The sequence below is a fragment of the Herminiimonas sp. NPDC097707 genome (assembly GCF_044761395.1).
GTDB lineage: Bacteria > Pseudomonadota > Gammaproteobacteria > Burkholderiales > Burkholderiaceae_D > Oxalicibacterium.
This window is the reverse complement of sequence record NZ_JBIWCI010000002.1, coordinates 73,870-86,370: the sequence shown is the minus strand read 5'-3', so window position 1 is coordinate 86,370 and position 12,501 is coordinate 73,870. Positions and strand designations below refer to the sequence as shown.

Here is a 12,501-nt window from a genome sequence, read left to right as displayed (position 1 = left end):
ACTATTTTCTACGGTCTGCGCCCGGGTTACATCATCTTGCCTTTTGCCAGTGGCGGATTTTTTGCAAAATACTTGCGTATGCCTTGCGAAACAGCATCCGCCATCTGATCCTGATAGGCATCATCGTTCAAGCGGGCTTCTTCTGCCGGATTGGAGATGAACGCCGTCTCGATCAGGATGCTCGGAATATCGGGCGCCTTTAATACTGCAAAACCGGCCTGTTCTACCGAACCCTTGTGCAGACGATTGATGCCGCCGATTTCGTTCAATACGGCTTTGCCCAGTTTCAGACTGTCGTTGATTTGCGCGGTGGTGGAGAGATCGAGCAGCACGCTGGCCAGTTGCTTGTCGTGATTCTTGATATTCGCGCCGCCTATCAGATCGGCGGCATTTTCCTTGTTGGCGAGCCAGCGCGCAGCAGTAGAGCTGGCGCCTTTTTCCGATAATGCAAATACCGATGAACCGTTGGCTGTCGGCTGTACAAATGCATCGGCGTGTATCGAGACGAACAGATCGGCCTGTACCTTGCGCGCCTTTTGTACGCGCACATGCAGGGGTACAAAATAGTCGCCGTCGCGGGTCAGCATGACGCGCATGTTCGGGTGCTGTTCGAGTTTGGCTTTGAGTCGCTTGGCGATCGCCAGCACGATATTTTTTTCATAGCTGCCGCCACGTCCTACTGCGCCCGGATCTTCGCCGCCGTGGCCAGGGTCCAGTGCAATTGTCAGCATGCGGTTCACTTGCGGGGCGCGGTCCGACTTGGGTTCGGCGTACGGCGGTTTGATTTCAGCCACCGGCGGCGGCATAGCGTCCGGCGGCGCGTCGATCGACCACTGGCCTTTTTCTATCAGCGCCGCGATCGGGTCGGGCGGATTGACCGGATACAGATCGAATACCAGCCGGTGCTGATATTCGCCTACCGGCGCCAGCGTAAATACCTGCGGATTGACTTCTTCCTTCAGGTCGAACACCAGCCGCACCACATTCGGCCGGTTCTGGCCGACACGTACCTGCTTGATGTAGGGGTCGTTGGGCTGGATCTTGGCGACCAGGCTTTTCAGGGTCGGGCTCAGTTCTATGCCTTCGACATCGACGACCAGCCGCTCGGGATTCTTGATGATGAAATGGCTGGTCTTCAGGTTCGCATCGTTTTCCAGTGTGACGCGCGTGTACTCTTCAGATGGCCAAGTGCGCACGGCGAGAATTTGCGACGCCAGTGCGGACAGCGGAGAAAATAGCGAAATCAGCAGCGTACCGCCCGCTTTGAGAACGGTGCGGCGCACTTTGGCCTTCACAGATTTGGAGCGAATTTCAGTCGGTTCAGACATTCAACACCTTGTTCGGACAACGGCTGCAATTCTACATCACGTCCTTCGCCTGCAACGGCGAGTGAAATACTAAGATCGGGTGGCGGCAACACAGCTTCCGCTTTTTCCGGCCATTCGATGACGCAAATTGTTTGATGGTTGAAGTATTCGCGGAAACCTGCCTCGAGAAATTCCTCGGCGCTCGCCATCCGGTATAAATCAAAATGGATCACATTGACGGTTTGCCCTGCAAGCGTGATCGCATACGGTTCAGCCAATGTGTAGGTCGGACTTTTTACATGACCCTCATGGCCGAGTGCATGCAGCATGGCGCGGGTCAGTGCGGTTTTTCCGGCGCCCAGATCGCCGTGCAGATAAATCGTCAAGCCCGGCTGCAGTGCGCGTGCGAGTGCGGCCCCGAGTGCAATGGTGCCGGCTTCTTCATGCAGGTGAACGGTCAGAGCTTGCATAGGATACGAATACTTATTTATATAAATTCAGTGGGTTGCCGACTGTACGATGTCATTGCCACGACAGAGTTCATTTTCTTTGAGTGCGTAGCGACGCGGCTAGTGCGGCTTACTGCAGCAGCACTAGCCACAGCGGCAGGGTCGCCATCGAAATCAGTGTGCCGCCCGAGATCAGAAACGCGACAAAGGGGCCGTTGCCTCCCATGCGTACCGCCAGTACATAGCAGCTCGATGCGGTTGGCAGCGCAGCAAACATCACGACTATCTGCAAATGCAGTGGCGACAAGCCGACCCATTTTCCCAATGCATAGGTAATCGCGGGTACGGCCAATAATTTGACGGCCAGAAAATAAGCGGCGATGCCTTTCGCTGAGTGCAAACCGGTCAGGCGCAATCCTGCACCGACCATGATCAGGCCAAGTGCGATCGATGCATTGCCCAGACGCGACAGGAAGGCGCCGGCCAGATCGGGCAACTGAAAGCCGAGCAGATTGAAGACTACGCCGCCCATGGTTGCCATCAGCAGCGGATTTTTCAATAGCTCGAGCAGCAAGCGACCTTTGTTCTTTACCAGCGCGTGCACCGCCGCCATATTGCACAGCGGTACCGCAAAACCGATCACCAATCCCATCAAGGAGGTGCCCTGATCCCCGCCCAACCGGCCGGCAATTGCCAGCGCAATATACGAATTGAAGCGGAAGGCGGTTTGCAGGCCGGATTCAAAAATCATCGGCCCTGCTCTGAATAGCGGTTTCGCCAGCCAGCCGAGAGCGATTCCGGCCAGGCAGGCGGCAATGGCAATCTGCAGGAACTGTCCGGTCGCTGCGAAATTGATGGGCGAGCGGGCGGTTGAGTAAAACAATAATGCGGGAAACAGGACGTAATAAATCAGTTTTTCCATTCCGGCCCAGAATTCATCGCCCCATTGCGTGACGCGAAACAGGATCGCGCCGAACAGAATCAGCATGAAATCAGGAAGCAGGATATTGACGATGTGCATGGTGCTTGGCGATGGGCTGCGGCGCAAGGCCGGAGCGGGAAATACAAGGTGTATGGAACCGGGGCGCGGACAGGAAAGAGATGTGCAAGCGCAGCAGGAACAGATTTTACTTCAACAGGCGCGCCAGTTCGACTGCTGTCTTGACGTTCATCTTGTCGAAAATATGCGCGCGATGTACTTCCACTGTGCGCATGCTGATCCCCAGCTTGTCGGCGATCACCTTGTTCATTTTTCCTTCCAGGATCAGATCCAGCACTTCGCGTTCGCGGCCTGACAATGCGGCCAGGCGTGTGTGTATCGCAACGCTGGCAGATGCCTGTTCCGACGCTGACAGTGCCTCCTGCACCCGGTCCATCAACTTGTTGTCATTGAACGGTTTTTCAAAAAAGTCGAAGGCGCCGCGCTTCAGGGTGTCTACTGCCATAGGCACGTCGCCATGACCGGTGAGAAAAATGACCGGGAATAATTGCGTCATGCTGCGCGAGGAAAGCAGGTCGAACAGCGCGATGCCGCTGACGTCGGGCATGCGCACGTCCAGCAATATGCATTGTCCCTGCGGAGCAGCGCGCGAGATGCTGTCCAGCGTGGCAAGAAATGCCTTGCCGCTGTCATAGGCGACGGCTGGAATGCCGCGCGATTTCGCCAGCCACATCAGTGAATCGCGGATTACTTCTTCATCGTCAATAATGTGCAGCATGGAATATCCTGTCAGCCGGCAAGGGCGCGTAACCAATAAAGGCGCAATAAAAGCGCATCAAGACCACAATGAGCCCGCATGCAAGGGGCCTAGCTCATTGCGCCGGATTCAATTGTTCGGCGCAATGCAATATACATATCAAAACATCATGGTTGTCATGCGCGATCTGCACGCATTGTCGTGGCGATCAAATTATTTTGCAACGCCGGTAGTGAAAAACGGAAAATCGTACCACCGCCGGGATTATCCACATGCGTGAGGGTGCCACCGTGGAATTCAATTGCTGTGCGGCAGATACTCAAGCCCATGCCCATGCCGTCCGCCTTGGTTGAAAAGAACGGCGAGTACAGGCGTTCGGCCACGTCCGATGGAATGCCGTGACCCTGATCGCTGATTGACACAACCACATTGCGCGGTGTTGCCGGATCGATCGCGGCAGCGATGCGCAAGATCCGTTTTTCTGGTGCGACGCTTTGCATGGACTCGATACCGTTACGTGTCAGATTCAGCAGCACCTGTTCCAGCAACACCTGATCGGCCAATACGGCCGGCAAGGCGGCGGGAATATCGACCTTGATGGTGACAAAATATTGCTGCGCCTGCAGTTCGACCAGCGGCGTCACGCTGCCTATCAGTTCGGAGATGCTGATGGCGGTACGCATCGGTTCGCGTTTTTTGACGAAGGTGTGCACGCTGCGGATGATCTGGCCGGCGCGTTGTGCCTGCGCATTGGCTTTTTCCAGAGCCTGCGTCAGCATCTCGATATTGATCGTCGCCTCTTTCGGCTGTTCGCTTGCCAGCAAATTCAAGGCACCGGTGGTGTAACTGGAAATCGCTGCCAGCGGCTGATTCAATTCGTGTGCCAGCGTCGAGGCAATTTCACCCATCGTCGCCAGACGTGCGCTGGCCTGCAGTTTTTCCTGTTGCTGGCGGTTCAGGTCTTCCACGCGTTTGCGATCCGAAATATCGAGAATGGAACCCATCCAGCCGGTTTGCTTGCCGGTATCGTCCACCAGCGGTGATTCAAAAATCAGCACCGGGATGCGACGACCGTCGGCATGCTGGAAAATGGTTTCAAATCCCTGTGGCGTGACGGTGCCTGCGACAACTTGCGAAAAACGCCGCTGATATTCGCTCATTGCTTCCGGCGCCCAGTACGGCATGGGCGGCAGGTGACCGACGATTTCTTCTGCGGCGATTCCTACCATCTGCGAAAAAGCCGGATTCACGTAAGTCACGCGGCCATCCAGATCGCGCGCGCGCAAACCGGTGATCAGCGAGTTTTCCATCGCCGTACGAAACGCGATCTGTTCGCGCAAGGCGGTTTCCGCTGCGAGACGGCGATTGATATCGCGCCACAGGGCGGTCAGACTCCATGTCAGTCCGAGCGCCAACAGGATGACGGTATCGACCAGCAGGCTGGGCAGCAGCTTGGGCGCGCTCTTGGTGCTGTTGGTGCTCAGTTGCAGGGACACGCCCGCCAGATTGAGTGCCCGTCTGTGCGTGTACACACCGCGGCCGGCGCCGCCTGAAGCACGTTTGTGAATGATCGTGTCGTTGATGTCGGTCAGCGCAATTTCATTGTCTTGTGCGAACCACCACGGCACCATGTCGTCCAGTATGCTGGACGCCAGATAGCTGGCGATGATGCTGCCGGTGTATTTGTTGTCGACAAACAGCGGCACGTGATAGTCGAACATGACCGGCCCGCTGACATCTGGTGCAGGCTGGCTATACATGGGAGTTTGTGTTGCGCGTGCACGTTCGTCCGCTCTTTTCGATGGCACCGACAGTTCATTTTTTGTGATCAGGGTTTCATCTGTTGAGGTGATCAGATTGCCGTCTGCATCGAGCTCGATGATGCGGTGGATTTCATGATTATTGCGAATCAGGTTGGCCATGCGTTCCTGCAGGCGGGGGCCGTTGAGATAGCCGGTAATGATTTCCGACGCCATCAGCTTCAGGCTTTCTTCATTGCGCTGGAGCTGGAAGCGGATGGTCTGTTCGACCCACAGGGAATCGGCAATCAATTGCTCCTGACGCTCGCTGGCTTCCTGCTGCTTTTCGTGCAGCGGCAACCAGATCAGAGTGGTCAGGAACAAGCCCGCCAGCATCAGCGGAATGAGCCAGCGCCATGCCTGTTTGCGGCTGGGGAAGCCGAAGCTGGCGGCGCGGGAGGGGTTTGATATCATAAATAGCTAATGGAAAATCCGTCTGTCAAAATGCCGACGACGGATAGTCGTGAATCGTTCATGTAATGATGTGGCATGCTCACTAAAGACTGCGATTTCTCGAGGCAGTCTGCCTGTCCCTGCATCGTGGTGCGGTTATCCACACTTGCGGAAAATTGAATGACTGCGCATAGTAACGCCAAAATCAAAATTGTAATTTCCCGACTGCGCAATGAAAATAGCAATAAAAATACATTTGTTTTTGCTTGCCCTGGCATTATCGACGGCAGGCACAATTGTATCTGCGCAAGCGACAACTGTAATCAAATTCAGCCATGTTGCCGGTAGCGATACCCCCAAGGGACGTGCGGCATTGCATTTCAAGGAATTGCTGGAGGAGAGCAGCCGGGGCCGTATCCGTGTCGATGTCTATCCAAATAATCAACTGTATAAAGAGTCGGATGAACTGGAAGCACTGCAGCTGGGCGCAGTGCAGATGGTGGCGCCTTCGCTGGCCAAGCTGGCCCAATTCGGCGCGCAGGATTTTGAAGTGTTCGATTTGCCGTATCTGTTTGCCAACAAGGATGCCGTCGCGCGGGTGACCGAGGGAACCTTAGGTAAGGCGCTGCTGAAAAGGCTGGATTCCAAAGGCATGGTCGGACTGGCATATTGGGACAATGGCTTCAAAATCATGTCGGCAAACAAGCCGCTGAAGATGCCTGCCGATTTTGTCGGCATGAAAATGCGGGTACATTCTTCGCCGGTGCTGGAAATCCAGATGAGAGCGCTGGGAGCGATTCCGCAGATCATGGATTCGAATGAAGTGTATTTCGCGTTGCGCAGTGGCGTCATTGATGGTCTTGAAACCGCGCCGCTCAATTTTTACGCCAGAAAACTCTATGACGTGCAAAGCAATATAACGGTATCGAATCATGGTTATCTGGGCAGTGCCGTCATCGTTAACAAAAAATTCTGGGATGGTTTGCCATTCGATTTGCGCAAGCTGATCGATGATGCAATGCAGGCGGCAACTTCTTATGGCAATGCCCTGGCCGTAAAGGAAAATGAAGCTGCGCTCGAGTTGATCAGAAAAACCAGAAAAACGACCATCCATGTGTTGACCGACAAGGAAAGCGCCGCCTGGCACCAAGCCTTGTTGCCGGTACGCAAAGACCTTGAAGATAGAATTGGCAAGGCAGTCGTGATGACGGTTGCCAAGGAAGCCGATGGGCGGCGTGTGGGCGGACGTTGATGCATCCGATTGCGCGAACCGGATTTTTTGTATCCGAACGTAGACGCTAATTTCTCTTATTGTCCTGTTTTTACAATTTAGTCCCATCATCAATTAATCTTTCTTGCGACGATTAGATAAAATCGTTTAGTCTTGTGCGCGCAAGGCTGGTGAAAGGTTGTCCCATTAAGATACGCCTTCCACTATTCGGGAGCCGGGTAGCCAAAATAAGGGCATGCGGCCAACAAGAAGCCGGTATCTCTTTTTTTGTGGTTTTGATAGGATGTGCTGGCAATACGATTGCAAGTTCATGCATATCGATTGTGGTTTTTACAATAATTATTAAATCAGGAGACGAATCACATGAGCAATAAATTTTTGAAAACGATTGTCGGACTCGCTTTGTGCGCCAGTTCATTCGCCTACGCTGATGCAGCCTACCCAAACAAAACCATCACGATGGTAGTGCCGTTTGCGGCCGGTGGACCGACTGATACGGTAGCGCGTCTGGTTGCACAATCCATGACAGGGACACTGAAGCAAACGGTTATTGTTGAAAACGTTGGTGGCGCAGGCGGCACCTTAGGTGCAGGACGAGTTGCGAAGGCGGCACCAGACGGCTATACAATATTTTTGCATCATATCGGTCAATCGACCGCGCCAACGCTGTACCGCAAGCTGAGCTATAACGCTGTTGATGATTTTGAACCTATCGGCCTGATCACCGACGTTCCGATGACTTTCATTGCGCGCGGCGATTTTCCTGCCAAGGATTTCAAGGAATTCGTGGCGTATGTAAAAGCCAACAAGAACAAGGTAACTTATGCCAATGCAGGCGTTGGTTCGGCTTCCCATTTGTGCGGCATGTTGTTCATGACGGCGATTGATACGGAATTGACTACCGTGCCTTACAAAGGCACTGGCCCTGCGATGAATGATTTGCTCGGCGGTCAGGTTGATTTCATGTGTGATCAAACCACCAATACAACGAGCCAGATCAAGGGCGGCAAAGTCAAGGCTTACGCAGTGACAACGAAAACACGCGTTCCTTCCCTGCCAAATATCCCAACTGCGGCAGAAGCAGGTTTGCCTGGTTTTGAAGTAGCGGTCTGGCATGGTCTGTACGCACCAAAAGGCACACCTAAGCCAGTGATCCAAAAGCTGGAAGGGGCATTGCAAATTGCACTGAAAGATCCAATGGTCAAGCAGCGTTTTGCCGATCTGGGCACCGAGCCGGTGAGCAGTGATCGTGCAACGCCGGAAGCTCTGCGCGCATTCCTGAAGTCGGAAATTGCGAAGTGGGCGCCTATCATCAAGAAGGCCGGCGTTTACGCGGATTAATCACTGTTCGCAATGTTGTGAAATGATGGATGTAATCAATGACGAGATGCGCAGGCATCTCGTCATTTTGAATATGGGCCGACATTTATTGACGGTTTTAGTTTGACGTAACAGTCTGTATTTACCCGGCACCTGAATGTCAGTGTGTCGAGTCATCAAGTTTCAAGAGAAGGGGAACACCTTGCCATCATTTATTCGACATCCCAAGGATTTTTGGACTGGGATTATTTTTCTATGCATCGGTCTGGCCGCGATTATTATCGGCCTTGATTACTCGATGGGTACTGCCGGCAAAATGGGTCCAGCCTATTTCCCGACCATTCTGGGCGGCTTGCTCGCATTGATCGGTTTGGTGGCGGTGGGGCGTTCTTTTTTCATTGATGGTGAGCCGATTGGCAAATTCGCCGTCAAGGAACTGGTCCTGATTCTGACTGGGGTCTTGCTGTTCGGTGTGCTGATCCGCGGTGCCGGCTTGGTCGCGGCTACATTTGCGCTGATTCTCTTCAGTGCATATGCAAGCACCAAGTTTTCTTGGAGAAACGGTATCTTGTTGGCTGCAGGCGCGGCGACATTTTCCGTAGTGGTTTTCGTCAAATTGCTCGGCTTGCCGATTGCAATTATTGGCCCATGGTTTGGCGGTTGAGAAGGTACTGATAATGGAATTATTCGCTAATTTAGGGCTGGGATTCGAAACCGCCTTGTCCCTGCAGAATTTGTTGTACTGCTTGATCGGAGTTTTTCTGGGCACGGCAGTGGGCGTCTTGCCTGGACTGGGTCCGGTTGCCACGATTGCCATGCTGCTGCCGGCAACGTTTGCCTTGCCGCCGATTGCGGCGCTGATCATGCTGGCCGGTATTTATTACGGTGCACAATACGGCGGATCTACTACCGCGATTCTGGTGAATCTGCCTGGGGAGTCATCCTCGGTGGTGACGGCAATTGACGGCTACCAGATGGCGCGACAGGGTCATGCCGGAAAAGCTCTGGCAACGGCTGCGATCGGTTCGTTTTTTGCAGGTACCGTGGCCACCGTTTTGCTTGCGCTGTTTGCGCCGCCGCTGGCTGAACTGGCCTTGAAATTCGGCCCGGCAGAATATTTCTCCCTGATGGTGCTGGGTCTGGTGGCGTCGGTGGTGCTGGCCAGCGGTTCGCTGCTCAATGCAATCGGCATGGTGATTCTGGGCTTGCTGCTGGGCCTGGTTGGTTCGGACGTGAACTCCGGCGCAGCTCGCTACACCTTTGATTTGCCTGAACTGGCAGATGGCATCAACTTTGTGATCGTTGCCATGGGTATGTTCGGTATCGGTGAAATCGTTCGCAACCTCGAGCATGAAGAAACACGCTCGCTGGTAATGAAGAAGGTTTCGGGCCTGATGCTGACCAAGGAAGACATGAAGCGCATCATCGCGCCGATTCTGCGCGGCACCGTGCTTGGATCTGCGCTGGGTATTCTGCCTGGCGGCGGTGCCATGCTGGCGTCGTTTGCAGCGTATTCGATCGAAAAAAAGGTCTCGAAGAATTCGGCGCAGTTCGGCAAAGGGGCAATCGAAGGTGTTGCGGCACCTGAGTCTGCCAACAATGCTGGCGCGCAAACCTCCTTCATTCCAATGCTGACTCTGGGTATTCCATCCAACCCGGTGATGGCGCTGATGATAGGTGCGATGATCATTCAGGGTATTCAGCCTGGTCCTGCAGTCATGACCGAACAGCCGACGCTGTTCTGGGGCTTGATTGCCTCGATGTGGATAGGTAACTTCTTCCTGATCGTGCTGAATTTGCCGATGATCGGTTTGTGGGTACGCATGATTACTGTGCCTTACCATCATCTATTCCCGGCCATTCTGATGTTTTGCGCAATTGGCGTATTCAGTTTGAATAACAGTGATTTCGATATTTATCTGATGGTCTTATTCGGATTGTTCGGTTATATTTGTGCCAAGCTCGATGCCGAACCGGCTCCGATGCTGCTGGGCTTTATTATCGGACCGATGATGGAAGAATATCTGCGTCGCGCCTTGCTGTTGTCGCGTAGCGATCCGATGGTATTCCTCAATCGCCCGATTAGCGCTACGATGCTGGCGTGCGCAGCACTTGCATTGATTGCGGTACTGTTGCCCGCATTGCGCAAAAAACGTGAGGAAGCATTCAAAGAAGAATAAAGGCTTGGTACGGTACGCTGCTTTCTGTCAGGGTTGGCAGTAGTGCCGGTGAGCTGAGGAGACTTGTGTTTCACAGAAGCTGTTGATGATGACATGATCAAACCGCCGGAAATGCTCAAGTAAAATTCAAGGCGTGCCGCAAGGCACGCCTTTTTTATTGGTCCCTTCAAGTGATGTTTGATTGCGCAGTATTTGCATGACTAAAAGTGTGTCTTTCGCTCTTTTCTTTAGTAACGATTCATTGCGGATAAGTGCTTGATTTCCCATGGATTGATTTTTATAATGAGTCCGGCTTTGCTGCCCTGATCTGCGGTAGTGCGCAGTGTTCAGCGCCATGGAATGGTTGTGGGGGAGCATACATACACACGGCATTGATGTCGGGTTAGCAGGGGAGACCTGTATCAATAAAAACTGTGATAGCGCAGCTATATGCGGTTTGGGGTACAGCGGCAGTATTTGAGGGCGCATCGCGAGATGCGCCTTTTTTGTTTTATGCTCTGTGTATGTGTAAATGTCTTTGGGCTGCATGCAATGAAACAGACTTCCTCCTCTTCCTTATTCTCCGCCATTGTTGAAACATCGTTCGGTGCGATTGGCATACGCACCGAAGACCGCGTTGTGCGCGAGCTGGTGTATCTGTCCGCAAGTTTTCATGGCAAGGATGCGATCGATCCCGTTGCGGCAAAGGCGGCAGTGCAGGTTGAGCGCTATCTGAGCGATCCCGATTTTCAATTCGACTTGCCGCTGGCGCCGATAGGTACGCCTTTCCAGCAAAAGGTATGGGCGGCGATTAGCGAAATTCCGCGCGGTAAGGTGCTTACCTATGGCGATATCGCACGGCGCGTGCAATCTGCACCGCGCGCGGTAGGACAGGCCTGCGGTGCCAACTGGTTTCCGCTGGTGATTCCGTGTCATCGCGTTACTGCGGCAACAGGGCTGGGCGGTTTCTCGCATCATGATGATGAGACCGGATTTCATGTGGGCGTGAAGCGATGGTTGCTCGCGCACGAAAAGGTCGCGGGTTATTGATGGGCAGACCGATGAACAAGGTGGCCAAAGCTGCGGTGGATACCGATACCTTGCCCAGTCAGGCCCAGATCGACGAATTCTGCGACACCTTGTGGCTGGAAGACGGGCTGGCAAAGAATTCGCTCGAAGCATATCGCCGTGACTTGCGCCTGTTTGCTGTCTGGCTGCAAGCCGAGCGCGGCAAGACTTTGCTGGCTGCGCATGCGGACGATGTGAATGCGTATTTCTTCGCACGCCATGAAGTCACCAAGGCAACTTCATCCAATCGCCGGCTGGCCGTGCTCAAGCGCTTTTATCAATTGGCTCTGCGGCAAAACAGGATTAGCGACGACCCCTGCCTGAAAATGCGTTCGGCCAAACAGCCACCGCGCATACCGAAAACACTATCGGAGGCGCAGGTGGAGGCATTGCTGGCTGCGCCGGATGTGACGACGCCACTGGGTTTGCGCGACCGCACGATGCTGGAGCTGATGTATGCCAGCGGCTTGCGTGTCACGGAACTGGTGTTGCTGAAATCGATAGAAGTGGGAATGAATGAAGGCGTCTTGCGCATCATCGGCAAAGGCGGGAAAACGCGCCTGGTACCCTTCGGTGAGGAGGCGCGGGCGTGGATAGAGCGTTATCTGAAAGAAGCGCGTCCCTTGATTCTTGATGGGCAGATCGATGATGCCCTGTTCGTCACGGCGCGTGGTGCGGCGATGACGCGGCAGATGTTCTGGACCCTGATCAAGAAGCATGCGGCGGCCGCTGAAATCAATGCGCCGCTATCGCCGCATACGCTGCGCCACGCTTTCGCCACTCATCTGCTGAACCACGGTGCCGATTTGCGGGTAGTCCAGATGCTGCTCGGTCACTCGGATATCTCGACGACGCAAATTTATACGCACGTCGCGCGCGAACGTCTGAAGCGCCTGCATCAGATGCATCATCCGCGAGGCTAAGTTATTCAATTTTTACGACTCAAACAATTTTTATTGCGTAGAAGAATGAATATTGGCTGAATTGATGACTTTTAATTGATTTTCGATGATATTTGCATGCCGTTGCATCCAGCATATTCTGTCTGTTTTTAGACGCGAAAGGTGATGGCATGCTA

Annotated in this window: 12 protein-coding genes; 6 read left to right on the top strand and 6 right to left on the bottom strand. The window is 53.7% G+C overall.

Going from position 1 to position 12,501, the window contains the following annotated elements:
• Window positions 1–26: 26 nt before the first annotated feature.
• The 5 genes from ACIQW9_RS13860 to ACIQW9_RS13840 form a co-directional block, all read right to left on the bottom strand.
• Entirely contained in the window at window positions 27–1,328 is a 1,302-nt protein-coding gene (locus tag ACIQW9_RS13860) for an N-acetylmuramoyl-L-alanine amidase (protein WP_402338235.1), read from the bottom strand.
• Complete coding sequence (tsaE, locus tag ACIQW9_RS13855) at window positions 1,292–1,777, bottom strand: tRNA (adenosine(37)-N6)-threonylcarbamoyltransferase complex ATPase subunit type 1 TsaE (RefSeq protein WP_402338234.1); 486 nt, start codon at window positions 1,775–1,777, stop codon at window positions 1,292–1,294. Before tsaE ends, ACIQW9_RS13860 begins: the two co-directional genes overlap by 37 nt.
• A gap of 109 nt (window positions 1,778–1,886) precedes the next feature.
• Window positions 1,887–2,777 (bottom strand): AEC family transporter, encoded by an 891-nt coding sequence (locus ACIQW9_RS13850; protein ID WP_402338233.1) that lies wholly within the window; start codon window positions 2,775–2,777, stop codon window positions 1,887–1,889.
• A gap of 106 nt (window positions 2,778–2,883) precedes the next feature.
• Window positions 2,884–3,474, bottom strand: coding sequence for a response regulator transcription factor (locus ACIQW9_RS13845; RefSeq protein ID WP_402338230.1), 591 nt, complete (start codon window positions 3,472–3,474; stop codon window positions 2,884–2,886).
• Window positions 3,475–3,629: 155 nt separating this feature from the next.
• Window positions 3,630–5,666 carry a PAS domain S-box protein gene (locus ACIQW9_RS13840; protein ID WP_402338229.1) on the bottom strand — a complete coding sequence of 679 codons (2,037 nt, stop codon included), beginning with the start codon at window positions 5,664–5,666 and terminating at the stop codon, window positions 3,630–3,632.
• 211 nt (window positions 5,667–5,877) lie between these two features.
• Between ACIQW9_RS13840 and ACIQW9_RS13835 the strand changes: the two genes are divergently transcribed.
• The 4 genes from ACIQW9_RS13835 (at window position 5,878) to ACIQW9_RS13820 (ending at window position 10,376) form a co-directional block, all read left to right on the top strand.
• Window positions 5,878–6,897 (top strand): DctP family TRAP transporter solute-binding subunit, encoded by a 1,020-nt coding sequence (locus ACIQW9_RS13835; RefSeq protein ID WP_402338226.1) that lies wholly within the window; start codon window positions 5,878–5,880, stop codon window positions 6,895–6,897.
• Between the two features lie 342 nt (window positions 6,898–7,239).
• Window positions 7,240–8,217 (top strand): tripartite tricarboxylate transporter substrate binding protein BugD, encoded by a 978-nt coding sequence (locus ACIQW9_RS13830; protein WP_402338224.1) that lies wholly within the window; start codon window positions 7,240–7,242, stop codon window positions 8,215–8,217.
• Window positions 8,218–8,398: 181 nt separating this feature from the next.
• Entirely contained in the window at window positions 8,399–8,860 is a 462-nt protein-coding gene (locus ACIQW9_RS13825; protein WP_402338222.1) for a tripartite tricarboxylate transporter TctB family protein, read from the top strand.
• Window positions 8,861–8,873: 13 nt separating this feature from the next.
• Complete coding sequence (locus ACIQW9_RS13820; RefSeq protein ID WP_402338218.1) at window positions 8,874–10,376, top strand: tripartite tricarboxylate transporter permease; 1,503 nt, start codon at window positions 8,874–8,876, stop codon at window positions 10,374–10,376.
• 126 nt (window positions 10,377–10,502) lie between these two features.
• Here the strand turns inward: ACIQW9_RS13820 and ACIQW9_RS13815 are convergent, their stop codons facing one another.
• The gene (locus tag ACIQW9_RS13815) at window positions 10,503–10,904 is read right to left on the bottom strand and encodes a hypothetical protein (protein WP_402338214.1); all 402 of its coding nucleotides are present in this window, start codon (window positions 10,902–10,904) and stop codon (window positions 10,503–10,505) included.
• A gap of 3 nt (window positions 10,905–10,907) precedes the next feature.
• Between ACIQW9_RS13815 and ACIQW9_RS13810 the strand changes: the two genes are divergently transcribed.
• Window positions 10,908–11,405 carry a methylated-DNA--[protein]-cysteine S-methyltransferase gene (locus tag ACIQW9_RS13810; RefSeq protein WP_402338211.1) on the top strand — a complete coding sequence of 166 codons (498 nt, stop codon included), beginning with the start codon at window positions 10,908–10,910 and terminating at the stop codon, window positions 11,403–11,405.
• 11 nt (window positions 11,406–11,416) lie between these two features.
• Window positions 11,417–12,346, top strand: coding sequence for a site-specific tyrosine recombinase XerD (xerD, locus tag ACIQW9_RS13805; protein WP_402338208.1), 930 nt, complete (start codon window positions 11,417–11,419; stop codon window positions 12,344–12,346).
• Window positions 12,347–12,501: the final 155 nt, after the last annotated feature.

Excerpts from the sequence above, each read along its gene's own strand:
- ACIQW9_RS13860 (WP_402338235.1), bottom strand. The coding sequence starts at position 1,328 with ATGTCTGAACCGACTGAAATTCGCTCCAAATCTGTGAAGGCCAAAGTG.
- tsaE (WP_402338234.1), bottom strand. The coding sequence starts at position 1,777 with ATGCAAGCTCTGACCGTTCACCTGCATGAAGAAGCCGGCACCATTGCA.
- ACIQW9_RS13850 (WP_402338233.1), bottom strand. The coding sequence starts at position 2,777 with ATGCACATCGTCAATATCCTGCTTCCTGATTTCATGCTGATTCTGTTC.
- ACIQW9_RS13845 (WP_402338230.1), bottom strand. The coding sequence starts at position 3,474 with ATGCTGCACATTATTGACGATGAAGAAGTAATCCGCGATTCACTGATG.
- ACIQW9_RS13840 (WP_402338229.1), bottom strand. The coding sequence starts at position 5,666 with ATGATATCAAACCCCTCCCGCGCCGCCAGCTTCGGCTTCCCCAGCCGC.
- ACIQW9_RS13835 (WP_402338226.1), top strand. The coding sequence starts at position 5,878 with ATGAAAATAGCAATAAAAATACATTTGTTTTTGCTTGCCCTGGCATTA.
- ACIQW9_RS13830 (WP_402338224.1), top strand. The coding sequence starts at position 7,240 with ATGAGCAATAAATTTTTGAAAACGATTGTCGGACTCGCTTTGTGCGCC.
- ACIQW9_RS13820 (WP_402338218.1), top strand. The coding sequence starts at position 8,874 with ATGGAATTATTCGCTAATTTAGGGCTGGGATTCGAAACCGCCTTGTCC.
- ACIQW9_RS13815 (WP_402338214.1), bottom strand. The coding sequence starts at position 10,904 with ATGCAGCCCAAAGACATTTACACATACACAGAGCATAAAACAAAAAAG.
- ACIQW9_RS13810 (WP_402338211.1), top strand. The coding sequence starts at position 10,908 with ATGAAACAGACTTCCTCCTCTTCCTTATTCTCCGCCATTGTTGAAACA.
- xerD (WP_402338208.1), top strand. The coding sequence starts at position 11,417 with ATGAACAAGGTGGCCAAAGCTGCGGTGGATACCGATACCTTGCCCAGT.